Origin of the sequence: Aquimarina atlantica, from assembly GCF_000626715.1 — a bacterium.
Lineage (GTDB): Bacteria > Bacteroidota > Bacteroidia > Flavobacteriales > Flavobacteriaceae > Aquimarina > Aquimarina atlantica.
The window spans coordinates 1-17,922 of record NZ_AQRA01000019.1 but is presented as its reverse complement, the minus strand read 5'-3'; the positions used below and the strand labels follow the sequence as shown (position 1 = coordinate 17,922).

Annotated in this window: 12 protein-coding genes; 8 read left to right on the top strand and 4 right to left on the bottom strand. The window is 32.2% G+C overall.

Translation table 11 applies throughout. The features are described 5' to 3' along the window. Positions 1 to 211 precede the first annotated feature (211 nt). From ATO12_RS24070 to ATO12_RS24050, 5 genes are read left to right on the top strand one after another with little or no spacing between them, the layout of a single operon-like run. Positions 212 to 1,117, top strand: coding sequence for a DUF6607 family protein (locus ATO12_RS24070; RefSeq protein WP_034247548.1), 906 nt, complete (start codon positions 212 to 214; stop codon positions 1,115 to 1,117). A 49-nt stretch (positions 1,118 to 1,166) separates the two neighbouring features. Beyond that, the gene (locus tag ATO12_RS24065; RefSeq protein ID WP_034247546.1) at positions 1,167 to 3,620 is read left to right on the top strand and encodes a TonB-dependent receptor; all 2,454 of its coding nucleotides are present in this window, start codon (positions 1,167 to 1,169) and stop codon (positions 3,618 to 3,620) included. 10 nt (positions 3,621 to 3,630) lie between these two features. Next, positions 3,631 to 5,124 carry an ankyrin repeat domain-containing protein gene (locus ATO12_RS24060; protein ID WP_034247574.1) on the top strand — a complete coding sequence of 498 codons (1,494 nt, stop codon included), beginning with the start codon at positions 3,631 to 3,633 and terminating at the stop codon, positions 5,122 to 5,124. 1 nt (position 5,125) lies between these two features. Further along, entirely contained in the window at positions 5,126 to 5,620 is a 495-nt protein-coding gene (locus ATO12_RS24055; protein WP_034247544.1) for a DUF2271 domain-containing protein, read from the top strand. A 12-nt stretch (positions 5,621 to 5,632) separates the two neighbouring features. Beyond that, positions 5,633 to 7,834: a PepSY domain-containing protein gene (locus ATO12_RS24050; protein ID WP_051576065.1), complete on the top strand. Its 2,202-nt coding sequence runs from the start codon at positions 5,633 to 5,635 to the stop codon at positions 7,832 to 7,834. Positions 7,835 to 8,014: 180 nt separating this feature from the next. On the opposite strand, the gene ATO12_RS24045 is transcribed toward ATO12_RS24050, so the two are convergent. Both ATO12_RS24045 and ATO12_RS24040 read right to left on the bottom strand, forming a co-directional pair. Continuing rightward, positions 8,015 to 8,470: a DUF6438 domain-containing protein gene (locus ATO12_RS24045; protein ID WP_131248896.1), complete on the bottom strand. Its 456-nt coding sequence runs from the start codon at positions 8,468 to 8,470 to the stop codon at positions 8,015 to 8,017. A gap of 63 nt (positions 8,471 to 8,533) precedes the next feature. Next, positions 8,534 to 9,526, bottom strand: coding sequence for a zinc-binding metallopeptidase (locus ATO12_RS24040; protein WP_034247541.1), 993 nt, complete (start codon positions 9,524 to 9,526; stop codon positions 8,534 to 8,536). A gap of 268 nt (positions 9,527 to 9,794) precedes the next feature. Between ATO12_RS24040 and ATO12_RS24035 the strand changes: the two genes are divergently transcribed. Genes ATO12_RS24035 through ATO12_RS24025 form a run of 3 tightly spaced genes read left to right on the top strand, consistent with a single transcriptional unit; the run spans position 9,795 to position 13,795 of the window. Next, complete coding sequence (locus ATO12_RS24035) at positions 9,795 to 10,313, top strand: RNA polymerase sigma factor (RefSeq protein WP_034247539.1); 519 nt, start codon at positions 9,795 to 9,797, stop codon at positions 10,311 to 10,313. Positions 10,314 to 10,327: 14 nt separating this feature from the next. After that, complete coding sequence (locus ATO12_RS24030) at positions 10,328 to 11,236, top strand: FecR family protein (RefSeq protein WP_034247537.1); 909 nt, start codon at positions 10,328 to 10,330, stop codon at positions 11,234 to 11,236. Next, positions 11,237 to 13,795 carry a TonB-dependent receptor gene (locus ATO12_RS24025; RefSeq protein ID WP_034247535.1) on the top strand — a complete coding sequence of 853 codons (2,559 nt, stop codon included), beginning with the start codon at positions 11,237 to 11,239 and terminating at the stop codon, positions 13,793 to 13,795. A 109-nt stretch (positions 13,796 to 13,904) separates the two neighbouring features. On the opposite strand, the gene ATO12_RS24020 is transcribed toward ATO12_RS24025, so the two are convergent. Together ATO12_RS24020 and ATO12_RS24015 are read right to left on the bottom strand one after the other, a co-directional pair. Continuing rightward, entirely contained in the window at positions 13,905 to 14,516 is a 612-nt protein-coding gene (locus ATO12_RS24020) for an HmuY family protein (protein ID WP_034247570.1), read from the bottom strand. Between the two features lie 19 nt (positions 14,517 to 14,535). Further along, positions 14,536 to 16,620 carry a TonB-dependent receptor plug domain-containing protein gene (locus ATO12_RS24015; protein ID WP_034247533.1) on the bottom strand — a complete coding sequence of 695 codons (2,085 nt, stop codon included), beginning with the start codon at positions 16,618 to 16,620 and terminating at the stop codon, positions 14,536 to 14,538. Between the last annotated feature and the right edge of the window lie 1,302 nt (positions 16,621 to 17,922).

The window sequence follows — 17,922 nt, the reverse complement described above, 5'->3', positions numbered from 1 at the left end:
ACAAAATGAAGTGTATCGAATTAGCTATACATCTTAAAAGGTTTTCCTATCGATTATTTTTTTGCTCGAATAAGAAATTAAAGCAAAAAAATGAAAAATAAAACACAAATCTATTCCTATTTAGATTCATTCTTAATAAATTTGCAGCAAATATATGTCTTATTTTAATTCAATCTAAATAAGTATTAATAATTTTTTAAAATATTCAAAAATGAAACAATTAACACTTACATCACTCTTATTATTAGTTGCAGTATGTACTATAAATGCTCAGGGTAAGAAAAAGCAAGACAAAAATGCTATAAAAAAAATGTGTGGTTGCTATGAAGTAACTTTCAATTTTGCAGAAACTTTTCAATATAGTAATGATTCTCTTTACAAGCCTTCAAAAACAAAAATTGCCAAAGGGTTAGAATGGGCTCAATTGGTTGAGGAGGATAAAAACAAAGTTTCTATTCAGCATCTATTACAAGTAGGAGATCCTTCAAAACCTCATATTGTAAAACATTGGCGACAAGATTGGATATATGAAAACACCGATTTCTACATGTTTAACGGTAATAATTCCTGGAACTATGAAAAAAAATCTGAATCTGAAGTAAAAGGGCAATGGACTCAAAAAGTATTTCAGGTAGACGACAGCCCTCGCTATGAAGGTTCTGCAACCTGGGTACATGTAGATGGAAAAAGTTTTTGGGAAAACACAACAGATGCTCCTCTACCAAGACGAGAATATACTAAAAGAAGTGATTATAATGTAACTGTAAGAGGAAACAGACATGAGATTACTAAAGACGGTTGGGTTCACGATCAAAATAATGATAAAGTAATACGCGAAGCAGGCAAAGCTGATGTTATTTTGGCCAAGGAAAAAGGGTATAACACTTATGTAAAAGTAGATGATAGTAGATGTAAAGCAGCTGCAAACTGGTGGAAAGAAAACAACCAAAAATGGGCTTTAGTTCGTAATAAATGGGAAAAGGTTTTTAGTAGAAATGCCAATTTAGTATTAGAAGCCAAAGTCGATAATAAACCACTATACAAGCATTTATTTTCTGATGAATACACAAAAGAACAAGATATTAATAAAGTCATCGAATCTTTTGTCGTTCAATAACCACAATCACGACCGCAACCACAACCACAATAAATAAATAATATAATCAATGTCAGTCTTAAAAAAATTACCCCTACTACTACTTTTATGTAGTTTAAATTTAATGTATGGTCAAGCCACTATACAAGGTGTTGTAAAAAGTGAATCTAATGAAGCAATTCCTTATGCAAATGTTTTTATTAAAGGATCTAGTCTAGGTGCACAAGCACAGGAAGATGGTACTTTTACGATTACCAATGTTCCTTTTGCCACTCACGAGATAGTAGCCAGTGCTGTTGGATATACCGAACTTAGTCAACAAACAGATGTATCAGGAGACATATCCAATCTTATTTTTGTATTGCAAAATGATACCCAGTTAGAAGAAGTTGAACTTTTTGGCTCCAGAAATAAAAGAGCAGAAAAATTAGAAACACTTACCAGATTACCTTTACAACCCAATGAGCAGTTACAAAGTATTTCGGTATTATCACATAAGCTTATTGATCAACAAAATGCTTTAACACTGAGCGAAGTTACCAAAAATGTTGCTGGTGTGTATACGTTTGCCACATACGGAAACATAAGAGAAAGTATGTCTTTAAGAGGATATAGAGGTATTCCTTTATTAAAAAATGGAGTTAGAATCAATTCAGATTTCAGAGGAGTTGGTGTCATTACCGATATGGCAGGTGTTGATAATATTCAGGTATTAAAAGGAATTTCTGCAATTAGTCAAGGTTTAGGAGGTGATTTGGGTTCTGTAGGAGGAGTCATAAATGTTGTAACCAAAACTCCTAAATTTTATAGTGGAGGCGAAGTAAGTCTAAGACTTGGTAGTTTTGGCATGGTACGTCCCACATTTGATTTTTATGGCCCTTTAGACAAAAAAGAAACCATTGCTTTTAGAGTAGCAGGTTCATATGATAGAGCAGATAGCTATAGAGTAAAAGTGAATTCGGAGCGTTTTTATATAAATCCTTCTCTTGCATGGAAACCTAATGAAAAAACCTCTATCGTTCTCGAAATGGATTACATGGATGATAGTAGAACTCCGGATCAGGGAACCATTAATTTAGGAGATTATGCAACAAATAACATTTTTAAATTACCAAATGATAAATTTTTAGGTTTCGAATCCGATAGAAACAATTCTGTAAATACCACGTATGCAATACGATTTGAACGAGAAATAAACGATGATCTAAGCATAAAAGCAGGATATTTTGCTTCTGATTTAGAAACATACGCAGAGACTTCTTATGCTTTTCAGGGAGGCGGAAGATCTGGGTTACCAGAGTTACTTAACACACAAAGATATCGAGAGTATTATGCTCAGGGAAGAAGTGATAAAAACAGTGTTTTACAAATAGATTTGGTTGGTAAAGACATTAAAACAGGGTTTTTAACACATACATTTCAGGTAGGAGTAGATTACAGAAATACCACTTTTGACAATACGGCTTATACAGCTAACTATCCTGATAATGATAATGATCCCGATAATGATCCTCCTACTTATATAGATATTATCGATGTCACTCAACCTATCAATAATATTTTACCTGACGGGGTTACGGTAACACCAAACCCTGCAAGAGCTACAGGATCTAAAACAAAGTCATATGGATTTACTGTCCAGGATAAAATTTCTGTTACAAAATGGGCTGATCTCTTTTTAGGATTACGATATACCTCATTAGAAAGAACCAAGGGTAATTTTGTAGGAAGAAGTTTAACAGGAGCAAAACGTGATGATGCCTTTAATCCTTTAGTAGGATTAAATATCAAACCTACAGAAAATATTATTATTTTTGGCTCCTATGCCAGTAGCTCTAACCCTATGACTTCTTTTTACCGGGATGTTAATGGTAAAGAGTTAGGCACAGAACGTTGGGATCAATTTGAAACAGGTATTAAATCGATATGGTTAGACAAAGCTTTACGTTTTAATGTAACCTATTTTTCGACCTACAGTAAAAATTTAAACTTACAGGCAATTGACCCGGCAGGTAATTTCTTAGGATATTATTTACAAGGAGGAGAAGATACCAGAAGTGGTGTTGAAATAGAATTAATAGGTAGAGTATTACCTAATTTAGAAATCATAGGAGGATATTCTTACTTAGATGCCAAATATAAAAATCATGTATCTTACTATTTTAATTCTAGCCCTATAAATACACCTAGGCATACAGCAAATTTTTGGGTACGTTATAACTTTGAAAAATATGTAAAAGGTCTGTCTTTAGGTGCAGGAGCTTATTATCTGGGAGAACGCCCTCATAATGTATGGTCTAGAAATTATACACATACAGGAGTTGTTCCTGGTGTAAGACCATTTGACTTAAAAGCATATACCACGGTAAATGTACAAGCATCATATAAATTTAATAGTAAATTAAGTTTAGATGTCTTCGGAAATAATGTTTTTAATGAAATTGGATATAATGCATATCGTACAGTATATATTAATAGGATTCAACCTGCAAGTTTTGGGACGGTATTGCGATATAAATTTTAAATTTAAAAAAATGAATACTATAAAATTATTAGCCACATTTCTTTTGTTTGTTAATGCTATACAAGCTCAGACAAAAAATGTTTTTTTAGAAAGAGAATTCTGGAAAACTAATCCTTCAATAGAAGTTATAGACCAGAAAATTGCAGAAGGTAATAGTGCAACAGCATTAAACAAAAATGGATTTGATGCTGTAGTATATGCTATTTTAGAAAATGCAGACAATGCCATAATAAAACATTTACTTTCTAAAAAAGGGAATGATGTTAACAAGTTAACCCATGATAAACGAACCTATGTATTTTGGGCAGCTTATAAAGGAAATCTTGAATTGATAAAACATCTGATTAATAATAATGCCAGATTAGATTTAAAAGATTCGCACAATTTTTCACCATTAACTTTTGCTGCCGTCGCAGGACAAACTAATACAGAAATCTACGATGTATTTATAAAAAACGGGATTGATGTTAAAAGTGATTTAGATGAAAAAGGAGCCAATGCTTTATTACTATTAATTGGTCATTTAAAAGATTTTGAACTTGTAGATTATTTTGCAGGCAAAGGACTTAACCTTGATAGTATAGACAACCATGGAAACGGAGCTTTTAACTATACAGCTTATAAGGGCAACAAAACCATGTTGGAGTTATTAATAAAAAAGGGATTACCTTATAAAAATCCAAGTGCCAACGGGGATAACGCTATTTTGGCAGCTACTATAGGCTCACGTAGTGGTTATAATCCATTGAGTTTTATCAAGTACTTAGAAGGCTTAGGCATTAACCCGAACATTACTAATAAAGATGGAATAACACCACTGCATAATATCGCTTATGGTAATAGAGATTTAAGTACATTCAACTACTTTTTAGATAAAGGGGTAAATAGTAATAAAAAGGATGATAAAGGTAATACTCCTTTGTTAAATGCATCTCATAACAATACCTTAGAGGTAATAAAATTATTGGTAAAAAAGACAAATGATATAAATACCACTAATAAAGATGGGCATTCTGCATTAACCAATGCTCTAAAAAACAATACAATAGATGTGGTTGATTTTTTAATTAGTCAAAAAGCAGATATAAATATAATCGATTCTAAAGGAAATAATTTGGTGTACTACACACTAAAATCGTATAATCCCAACAAGGTTGATCAATTCAAAAAGAAAATAGCCGTTTTGACTAAAAAAGGATTTGATATTGCCAAGCCTCAAAAAAACGGAAATACATTATATCATTTGGCCATAGAGAAAAATGATCTGGAGTTATTAAAAATGATTCCTGATTATAATATCGATATCAATGCTAAGAATAAAGAGGGAATTACAGTCTTACATAAAGCAGCAATGAGTGCTAAAAATAATAAAATCTTAACCTATTTATTATCGATTGGAGCTGATAAGACCATTAAAACTGATTTTGAAGAATCTGCATTTGATCTGGCAAGTGAAAATGAAGTATTAAAGGGAAACAACGTAGATTTAAATTTTTTAAAATAAAATGAAAAAAGTAGTAGCATTTAAACTGTTTCCGATAATAGCATTTGCAGTTTTTACGGTATTTGGGTTTAAAAGTATTACAGAAAGTAATACCTATAAATGCATGATACAAATGACAAATTATACAGGAGAAGGTGCGTATATCGTTATTTCTTTATTAGACCCTAACGGGAACTATGAAAAAACACTATTCGTACAGGGTGACGATGAAGAGTGGTATCATGATATTACAGATTGGTGGAAATTCTATGGAAAAAAGCGCCAAAATATTGATGCCATCACAGGAGCAACTGTAAGTGGTGGTGGACGATCTATCAATATTATTGAAATTGAAAGCGATAAGATTGACTCTGGCTATAAAATACGTTTTGAAACTGCTGTAGAAGATCAAGAGTATTATAAAGATGATGTAGAATTTGAGCTAACATCTGAAACCGTAAAAAGTAAAGTTGAAGGAAAAGGGTTTATACGATATATTCGTATGATGCCACAATAACAATACGATTAAATGACAATTTCAATTTGGAGATATAGCCACCTAGCCCTGGCTATATCTTCTTTTGCTTTTATACTTATAGCCTCTTTAACAGGGATTATTTTAGCATTCGAGCCTATATCGAATCAGCTAGAGCCTTATGCTGCAAACAACACAAAAAACCTCACTCTTGCACAAACTATAACTGTATTGCAAAAACATTATGATGAAATAATTGAAATTGAAATCGATAATAATGATTTTGTGTCAGCCTCGGTAATTACCAAAGAAGGAGACAACAAAACCCTTTATGTCGATCCCCTAACTGGTAAAAAAATAGGCGATATTATCGAAAAAGCTCCTGTCTTTAAGTTTGCCACCAATCTACATCGTTCTTTATTTCTAAAAAGTATTGGTCGCTTTTTTGTAGGACTATTTTCTTTTATATTGTTTTTAATTGCAATAACCGGAATCCTTTTAATAATTAAAAGACAACAAAGTATACACCGTTTCTTTTCTAAAGTTATAAAAGAAAATTTTGAGCAATATTACCACATACAAATAGGTAGATTAACATTAATCCCAATCATTATAATAGCATTAACCGGTGTGTATTTATCACTAGAAAAATTTTCACTACTACCATCCAATATCGTTAAACATCAAATAGATTTTGAGAATATAAAAGAAGCTCCCAGACTACAAATCAAAGATTTTAAAGTCTTTAATCAAACACAACTAAAACATGTTAGAAAAGTAGAATTTCCTTTTTCTGATGATCGCGAAGATTATTTTCATATAAAACTATCTGATAGGGAATTGAATATTAATCAATTTACTGGTGAAATATTAAGCGAAGTTAAGTATCCTTTTAATACATTGCTATCACATTGGAGCTTGGTATTGCATACAGGTCAGGGAAGCATATTATGGTCTGTCATCCTACTTATTTCTAGCTGTTCTATTCTGTTTTTTATGTATTCGGGTTTTTTAATGACTCTAAAACGAAGAAAGAAAAGTCTGGTACTAAAAAATGTGTATCATAAAGACAAATCCGAATACATCATCCTGGTTGGTTCAGAAACCGGAAACACATTTGACTATGCAAGACTCTTCTATGATGCTTTAATTGATTTGGGAAAAACGGTCTTTATTTCAGAATTAAACAAGTATTCCTCCTATAAAAAAGCAGCGCATTTAATTGTATTTACAGCAACTTATGGTAAAGGAGAGCCTCCTACAAATGCAAAAAGCTTTGAGCAATCTTTTAAAAAAATCGAACCCAAAAAAGAAATGAAATTTTCGGTTGTCGGTTTTGGTTCATTAGCATATCCTGATTTTTGTAAATATGCTATAGACATTGACAAAATGTTACAATCTCATCCAAAATTTAAATCGATTACAGAACTATACTCTATACATAATCAATCCTACGAATCTTTTAAAGATTGGTCTTTACAATGGGGAGAAAAGATTAATTTACCCATACAGGTAAAACAGTTACAAAAGGTCATAAAACCTAAAAACAATAAACAGTTCTCGGTTGTTCATAGATCACCACTTAATAATGATAACACTTTCATACTTCGGTTACGTCCAGAAGAAAAAATACGGTTTACATCAGGAGATTTACTAGCTTTTTATCCAGAAAACGATGCCGTAGAACGTTTATACTCTATTGGTAAAATTGATGACGATATTATTTTGAGTATTAAAAAGCATGAATTTGGTATATGTTCAACCTATTTTAGTAAGCTTACCCAAAACGACAGCATTACAGCCTCAATAAAACGAAATCCTGATTTTAATTTTCCAACCCATGCAAAAGAGATTATCATGATTGCAAACGGAACAGGAATAGCTCCTTTTTTAGGAATGATTAATAAAAATGATACGAAAATAAAAACACATCTATTTTGGGGAGGAAGAAATAAACAATCTAATGAATTGTATAGCGAAATAATTCAGGACAGTCTAAAAAACAATAATTTAACTACTTTTTATCCTGCTTATTCAAGAACTCAACCCAAAAAAATATATGTACAACATGTACTAAAAAGAAATGGTGATCTCATTATAAAAACACTAGATAAAAATGGAGTTATACTCATTTGCGGATCTGTTATTATGCAAAAAGACGTTGTTAATGTCTTAGACAACATATGTAAAGAAGTTAATAATAAACCTATAAGTTATTATCAAAATAAAGGGCAACTTAAAATGGATTGTTACTAATTTTTAAAACTCATAACATATTTTAATCAAAAAAAACCTGACAAGTTAAACTCATCAGGTTTATAAATAGACACTAAATTAAGGGCAACCTTTACAAATCAAATCATTACTACTTATTATTATTAACCCCTTAATTTCTTCTATTTTTAAAGACATCTAGTTCAAGGCCTACCCAAAAAACTATCCTTCTTTATTTTCATCACTTTCGTAACCCATTGTGATGTTATCTATTGCATTTTTTAATGTAGTATCAATTTCTTTTAGGGCACCATCAATCTTGGAAGAATAATATCTATATTCTTTACCATTAAAACGCAATGTAGTAATTGGCTTATCTCTCACTTTTTTAAAAGCCAAATCTTCGTATAGGTCTTTATTAAGCATTGTTTTTAATGCTCTAAATTCCTGTTCTTCTAGCTTAGTTTTTATATTTCCTTTTACAGAAACGTGGTGTATTCCTGAGTAAGAAACCGAACCATCTTCATATATCCATACATCATACACCGGACATTTTCCCATACAAGATCCTTTTGAATAATATACTAGTGCTTCATCTTGTGGTGTATTTACAGTAGTATTTTTGGTAGATTGACAAGAAAAACTTACCATTATTAATATCATCATTACATATTTCATACGCTATCTTTTTTAAGTAGTGGTGGTTTGATCGATCAAATCACCTGTACAATTTTTATCATTCTAATGCTTGTGAATACTACAGTGTGTTTTATTTTTATTACCGAAAGTATTTGCATTTTTCCATGATCCGGGTAATGGTAGGAAGCTTCTACTGCTTTTTGCTATATTTCCTCTTATATAATTTCGCAGTTTTATCATTTCTGCATTATCATACATCATTTGGATCTTCTTTTCGGCTCTACTACTTCCATTTACTCCTCCCGCTCTGGTCACAAACGTAGCAAAGATCTCTGCGATATCTTCTCCGGGATTAGTAGAAGCATATTGCGTTACATAGCGTTCTTTATATTTATCATAAAATTTTTGTGCATCACTTTGATTATTCACCTTTCGAAATTCTTCCCAGATATCAGCCCAATGGTTTTGATATAACTTATTGATATTAGAATTATCTCTGGAGCATCCTTCTCCTGTAAAGAAGTTTTTACAATTTTCTTGAGATACAGAAGAATCAACCTGCACTTTATCCAAAGTGATGATATGTCCAAATTCGTGTACTATAGTATAGGCCAGTTCTCCTCTTGCATTAAATCCTCCTTGATATGCAAAATCTATCGCGATACCCATCTGCCATTTCGAGAGATCTGGTGTTCTTTCTACTACATATCCTGCGGTTCCATCATTTTCGCCAGCAAAAATTACAAATTCACTCATTTTTGATCTATAATCGGGCGGAACAATTTTTTTTACCAAGTCCCATATTTCCTCATGCTTTTTAGTATCTTTTTGAAACTCTAATAATTTCCCCGTTACATTATAATCTTTTTCTTTTATGATTTTATCGCCATCAACTTTATAAAGAGTTATACTTCCACCATCACCATTAGTCCCACTATCGGTTCCTGTATCACCACCGGTAGTACCCGGAGTATCTGTATTCGGATTCGGTTGTGGGCCAGCTGCATCATCATCTTTACTACAGGATTGGATAGAAATTGTTGCTATACTCAGAAAAATGATCAGTATGTAATTCCATTTTTTTACGTTCTTCATAGTTTATTTTGGGTTAAATATTAAACGTCCTTTCTTACACAACAGTGAACTTTTAAAACACCCTATTTTTTTATTTACTTTTTTTTAAAATCTTCTATATTTTTTTTCAGAAATAGGGTAAAAGCAAAATATACTGTTGTTATAGTATATGGAGATATCATTACAATAAAAGCTTAAGTAGAAGACATTAGTAGAAAGAAAAAACAACATCTTTCTATACTTTTTCTTTAAATACCGTAGTTTTGAAAAAAAGCTAAGTATTTCTAAGATGTCAGAAAAACAAAAGTCTGTTTGTGATGAAAAAAACTTTAGGATGATTTTTGATAATCATTCTGAAGTGATCCTGAATTTCATTTATTATAAGTGTGGAGATATGAAACAGGCAGAAGACATAACACAGGATGCTTTTGTAAAACTTTGGAAAAATTGTAAAAAAGTACTTTTTAGTAAAGCAAAATCATTTTTAATGAAAGTAGCTCAAAATGCTTTTTTTAATGAACTGAATCATGAAAAAGTAATTCTAAAATACAATCAGCAAAGCTTCTCTTCTATTCAATACGATTATAGTCCCGAGTTTTTAATGGAGGAAAAAGAGTTCATGGTAAAGTTACAACGTAGTATTTCTGAGCTTCCGCCAAAACAAAGAGAAGTTTTTCTATTAAGTAGAAAAGACAAGAAAACGTATAAAGAAATTGCCGAGATTATTGGGTTAACCCAAAAAGCAGTAGAGCGAAGAATGCATTTAGCATTATTAGAATTAAGAGAAAAATTAGGGCGCACGGTTTAACAGAGAACAAGAAAATGGAAAAGTCAGATAACATAGATGTTTTTTTAGCCAAATGGGCCAGCGGTGAATTATCCGAAGAGGAAATCAATGATTTTAAAAAATCTAAGGATTATATTTTATACGAAACTATTCTCGAAGGAACAAAGTTACTTGAAGTCCCAACAGTAGACAGAGAAAAACTTTTTGATCGTATTCAAGAAGATATCTCTGAAGAGAAAAAAGTGATCTCTTTAGTGCCTAAATGGGCCTATGCAATCGCTGCAAGTATTGCGCTTATCCTTGGCTACACCCTATTTTTTAATCAAAACATCACACATCAATCCGGATTTGGCGAACGACTAGCAGTAACACTTCCCGATGGTTCTGAAGCGATTTTGAATGCTAAGTCCAAATTATATTATAAAAAAGGAAGCTGGGAAAATACCGAGCGAATTGTGTTTTTAGATGGAGAAGCTTTTTTCAAAGTAAAAAAAGGAAATACATTTACTGTAAAATCTAATCATAATTCTGTTTCAGTATTAGGCACGCAATTTAACGTTAATGCTTCTTCTGGTTTTTTTGAGGTAATCTGTTATGAAGGTAAAGTTAAAGTAGAAAATAAAACTTCTTCAAAAATTATTACCAAAGGACAAGCCGTAAGAAGTATTGATGCATCATTCGAAGAATGGGAACTAAATGAGATTACTCCTTCATGGACTACAGGAGAAAGTAGTTTTGTCAATACCCCATTACAACAAGTGATATCTGCCCTCGAAAAACAATATAAAATTACTATTAAAAGTGAGCAGATTAGTATCAACCAACGATACAGTGGTGGATTTACCCATGATAATTTACAAAATGCTTTGCATACTATTTTTGATGCAATGGATATTAAGTTTATTTTTATAGACAAGAATACTATAGAATTGTCTAAAGAATAAATGAAATACCACTTTTTATTGCTTATTTTCCTTTTTTCTCTAACTGCATATGCTCAAGAAAAAAAGAAAGACATACATTATACTGATTTCTCATTAGACGGTTTTCTGACCGAAATGGAAGGGCTTTTTGATGTAAAATTTTCTTATAACGCTTCGTCATTCACAGACATAACGATCACGGTAGATCAAGATGCTATATCTTTAAACGAAATTATAGCAATAGTATCCAGTCAATTCCCCATAGATTTTAAACAAATCGATGAACGATACTACGTTGTTAAACTTAATAAAACAACTTCTTTTTGTGGATATTTAACCGATGAAACCCATACTCCTATTGAAGGAGCAACTATACTTAATGAAGTAAAAAAAACAGGAACTTCATCTGACGAGAAAGGCTTTTTTTCTTTAGAAGATAATAACATATCAGACACTTTAACGATTTCATACCTTGGGTATAAAAGCATTGTTATTTCCCTTAAAGAAGTAATCAATAAGAAATGTGATACTTATATCCTATCTCCAGAAGATTTTGTATTAAACGAAGTTATAATAAAAGAATATCTAACCTCTGGAATAGTAAAAACCAGGGATGGCTCGGTTAAAATTCAACCTAATAATTTAAATATAATTTCAGGATTATCCGAGCCTGATATCCTGCAAAACATTCAACTGCTGCCAGGAATAGAAAGCCCACTAGAAACCGCTTCAGGAATTTATATAAGAGGTGGTACTCCCGATCAAAACCTCATTTTATGGGATGGTATTAAAATGTATAATTCTGATCATTTTTTTGGTCTTATTTCTGCTTTCAATCCATACATCACCAAAGATATCACCATATACAAAAGTGGAACCCAACCTATTTATGGAGATCGGGTATCGGGAGTTATTGACATCAAAACAGATCAGACGGTACCTGATACAACACAAGGAGGTATAGGAATCAATATGACTCATGCCGATGGATATCTAAAGCTTCCTATTTCTAAAAAAACTGCTGTTTTACTATCGGCCAGAAGATCGATTACCGATATTATTGACACTCCAACAATTAACACCTATTCTAACCGAGCTTTTCAGAATACAAGTATTACAGATAACAGATCTATTTTTGATCCCGAGTCTTCAGAAAATAAAGAGTTATTTTATTTTACCGATGTAACTTTAAAATTAATTGCCAATCTTTCTAAAAAACACGATATCTCTATTTCTAATTTGTTTACTCAAAATAAACTCGATTACTCTTTTAAGGATTCTCAATTTGCAGATATGTCGCAGGATAAGCTTGCTATTAAAAATTTTGGAACAAATATTTCCTGGGATAGCAAATGGAGTTCTCGATTCTCTACAAAAACACAATTTTCATATTCTGAATATGTACTAGAGTACCAGGGAAGGAATCTCTTTATTAATCAAGATCTAACTATCGAAAAAGAAAATGCGATTGAAGAATACGGACTGTTATTTCATTCTGACTGGACTATTAGTCCTCGTTTCACTTTTTCGAATGGATATCAATTCTATTATAATCAGGTAGCATTTTATTTAAAAGAAAATGATGCCGAAGTTGGAAATTATCAAGAGAATCCTACGCATAGTTTTTATTCTCAATTGCAATATAGTTCGCCCAAAACATGGCTGATTAGTCTTGGGATAAGAGGAAATTATTATACTGCATTACAATCTGCTTTTATCGAACCCAGATTTTATATAGAACGAAAAATAGGAAAGCATTTTAGGGTTAAAGGATCTGCAGAGGTCAAAAATCAATCCATTAGCCAGGTGATTGAGTTTGCCACTTTTAATTTTGGCCTCGAAAATCAGTTATGGGTCGCTGCACAAGAAGATGATATCCCTTTGTTAAGAAGTCGGCAATACACCCTGGGCACTCTTTTTCATAAAAAAAACTGGAATATTGAGATAGACACCTATTACAAAAAGATAAAAGGACTTACTTCACTAACCAGAGGGTTCGAATCTACTTCTGGTGACTTATCTGAAGGAGAAAGTATCTCTACGGGAATAGATCTGTTAATTAAGAAGAAAGCTGGCAAGTACTCTACCTGGCTTGGGTATTCGCTTTCTGATACCGAGTTCACATTTAATACACTTAATCAAGGTAAAGCCTTTAAAGGAAATAATAATATCACACATTCTGTTTCGTGGTCTCATGCTTACCAGTGGAAGAAACTTCAGTTTTCACTGGGGTGGAAATATCGTACCGGTACCCCATATACTCCTGCATTAGGGGTTACACTAGTAGATGACCAACCTATTGTTCAATACGGTGCTATAAACTCTAAATCTCTACCCGATTATCACAGACTGGATTTTTCTGTAGTATATGATTTTAACTGGTCATCAAAAAACGATAGATTTAAGAGCCGCCTGGGTTTCTCTTTATTAAATCTATATGGGAGAAAAAATATTTTAGATCGAAGTTATCCGCTCTATCAATTAACCGATAGTGAAAATAATATTTCTTACGAATTAAGAGAAGTCAATAAATCTTCCCTTAATATTACTCCTAATGTAACATTTAGACTAAGTTTTTAAATCATTGTTTCTTTTATATACAATAAAAAAAACCGGTAAAATTTAACTTTACCGGCTTTATCTAAATAGCTAATTCAATATATGGTATAATTCAATCGGGGTTATATCATTATTCAAAAGATGTTTCTCCTTTATTAGGATTATACACATAATTAAATGTATAGTGTTTAGAATCTTTAGAAGTATCCTCATCTTTGTAATAGCTTAATATTTCTACCTTGGCGTAGTTACCATTACGGGTTCTAAAAACAAGTATTTTTCCTGGGATTGGTGAGATTATATGTGTTGGAGGTCCTGCATAATTATACCATCCATTATCACTTCCTGTAGGGATCGCAAATGCACCGTTTGCATCTTGACCAAAAGTTACATCTTTTGCATTGGTTACTCCTGCAAATGTTCCGGTAACTATTGCTGCTCCTACGTTACCATTACGTGCTGGTTCATCTGCTGTACCAGTAACTACTCCTCCGTTAACTGCTATAGTAGTCCCTCTAAATGCAATATCCCAGGCAGTATCACTGGTAGTTGTTTTTCCTGTTTCAAAATCAAATTTGGTAAAAACACCTCCTACAGGTTGTCCTTGTCCTCCTGTTTGTGGTGCTTCAAGATTAGAAATTTTCTCAGATTTAACCGGTACCGGAACAGGCGCATCATCATCGCTGCTACACGAAATAAGTACTGTACTAAGTACTAAAAATAATATTGATAATTTTTTCATTGTCATGACATTTAAAATATTAAAATTGATAGTTAAGTTTTGCATATAATTGTATCCCAGGTAAAGTGGGAATGTTGTCTTTGGTATAATCAAAAAGATTGTTTGCACCTATTTGTAGTGTAAAGTTTTCATAAAAGGTCTTACTGGCAGCAATATTTGCTATTGCAAATCCATCAACAAAGCTGGTGTCATAATCATCTATAAGATCATTACCATTAGTGTCAAACAAGGCATATTTACTTCTGTATAACAGCCTTAGGTTTATATTCGCTTTCGCGGAAACGATATCATAAAAAACTTTAAAGTTTGCATTATGTCGTGAGCGATTTACAAGTCCAAAATATTCTGATCTCGAGACTGCAACTGTTTGGTTAGTTTCTGGATCACGAGCAAATACTTCGCCATTTTTTACTAGTCTTTCTTTTTCTTTATCAAAAGCGTAGAGTAACTGGTAACCTGCACTCAATCTCACATTGTCTGTTATCCTATAGTTGGTATTAAATTCTAGACCTGTCGTGTATATTTTATCAAAATTGAAATAGCTAAATACATTTTGCCCATTGGTTTTACGAGCGATAACACGAGTATCGATAAGGTTTTTAAAATCGTTTCTAAAGAAATTGAGTTCTGCATTCCATCGATTTTCTTTATACGTTAATCCTGCATTATACCCAATAGAGTTTTCTGCTTCAAGGGGATCTTGCAGCGATGATTCGGGAACAACTACATCAAGAATTTGCCCCTGCGCTTGTAGTTCATTTAATTTTTCTAAAGCCACATTATACCCTAGTACAGTATAGCCCACCGTAGAGTTAGTAAAGTCAAAATAAAGCTGTCTAAAATCCGGGGCTTTAAAACCATATCCTACAGAGGCTTTGGCAGCCAAAGCCTCTGTGATTTTATATCGTAACGCAAGCTTGGGGCTAAATTGGTTACTATATTCTGAATGATTATCGAAACGTGCTCCCGTAATGACGTTTAATCGCTCAATAAGATGTGTATCATATTGAGCATACACATATTGAGAATTAAAATCTACTTGCTTATCAAAAAAAGTACGATCCAATTCATCGTATTGAAAACCTACTCCGAATGTAAGTTTACTGCTATCTTTAAATGCATAGGTAGTTCGTATTTCGGGACGCAATAGACGCTGATCAAAATCACTATCACTTACTATATCACCAGAACTAGAGTCTGCCAACTGTTCTTTGGCATTATAATTCGTATAATAAAACTCGTATTGAGTAGTTAGATGATCACTCCATTTGTGATCGAGACGTAGGTGACTGTTCCATTCCTTTTCCTCGCTATCTCCTTCAAAACTTGTAGTATTGGTTGTAAATCCGGCATCCTGGTATTGCGTATATAAACGACCAGACAGAAATAACGAAAACTGATCAGAAAAATCATAATACAACCTACCATTAAATGTATAATTCTCGAATGGATTTACCGTCTGTCCTGCAGTATCGGGAGTAAGATCATAACCTTCACTAGAAAATCGATTGGCAAAAACACCATAGCCAAGTTTCTTAATACGTTGCTTAATATCTACATTAATATCCTGCTGGGTGTAACTGCCTATTCGATAAGAAGCATTGCCCGATAGCACATCACTTTTTGGTTTCTCGGTAATGATATTAATTACACCGCCCAAAGCTTCAGAACCATAAAGACTACTAGATGGCCCTTTGACGACTTCTACTTGTTTTATATTACCAACGGTTAACCTGTTTACATCAAAGTTTCCTGCTTTTCTACCAACCAGAGGAACACCATCTATAAGAATTAAAATATAATCTGAAGCAATTCCTTGTATTTGTACTCCTTCAAAACCGCTTTCATCGGCTACAGTTATAATCCCTGTTTGCTCATTTAGAATTTCATTAAGTCTAATGGTTCCTGATTGCTTAATGGTTTCCTGAGAAACAATAGTCACTGGTAAAGGTAGAGAAGAAAGCTGTCTTTCTGTTCGGGTAGCGGTAAGAACTACTTCTTGTAGTTCATTAACCAAAGTAGTATCTATAGTTTTTTCTTGCGTATATCCACTTACAACAACAAAACCTGTTAAAACACAGATTATCAGATTCTCAAACTTCATTTTTATTTAGAATGTTTCTTAATAGAGTGCAAATATATATTTATTTTTATTTATTCTAAATAAACTTAACTATTTTTGTCATTAAATTAGAGAAATCCCCTACAAATAATGAGAACAACATTTTGTACATTTTTGGTAATAGCATCACGATCTACAGCAACTACTTAAATAGAAAAAAACAATTAAGATGTGGTGCTATTAAATAGGTGTGTGGTTGTTGCGAAGTTATATTTAGAGATCCCGAAACATTTGCTATCGAAACCGACTATAAAAAACCAGGCTATTCAGAGAGCCTTTTTTGTTACATATACCGGTAACAAAATATATGATTACCCGATTACCCCACCTTCGGGCCTCACAGAGATGCTGAAACAAGTTCAAATAAGCTCGTGAGGTCTGATAAAAAAAGATCATTACCAATACAACTTAATCTTTGTTTTATGCTAATCAAAAATCCTTAAAATAGATCTCAAAACAAATTTCGACAAGCCATTTTTATATATACTTCTATACCGTAACTTCTTACAACCAATATTATAAAACATGCAATATAAATTGCTGAATTATAGATTTTTATACTAGTATTATGGGATTTAATATGGAAATAGTGCAAAAAATATTTAAAAAAAAGGAGAAATATCTTACGGGAAACCGTAATTATTTGAAAGCTTCTTACTATATTGTGCTTTAGGAAAATAGAACTACTAAAAAAGATAAAATAGTTCGTTTTATATTTTTTAGACACAAATTATCGAATAGAAATTATATATAAGGATTTAGGGTTAAATCATTCAGAAATCATATCCTTTTTTGAGCTATTTACTCTAAAAATATCCTTATAATGGTTGGTTTACATTAAATCAATCGTTATTCAGACCCTGCTTTTGTTGGCTCGCCAAAGTTTTACAATTGCGGGGTTGTTTCTGTTTTATAACTACCTATTTAGTAGTTTTTTACGATTGATTAAAACTGTAATTGCTGCTCTTTTTAAGCTAGCAATCTCAGTTATTTTAAGTATTACCTCAAATTTAAAGCTAATAAACGACAATTCCTTGTGGATTTCCGTAATAAAAGCGTTAAACTAATGTGAATCTGATATTTTAAAAATTTAAATGTCTGATTTTTAGATTTTTATATTTAAAACATTTTATTTATTATCTGGTAGGTAGAAACACCAGACCTCACAGGTCTTAGAAACCTGTGAGGTCTGATTTAGAATAAAATCTATACGTGAAATTTTTAGCTACAATACCTAAACTTTTACGCTGGTATATCGTAACGCCTTTTTGATATGAATTAGCC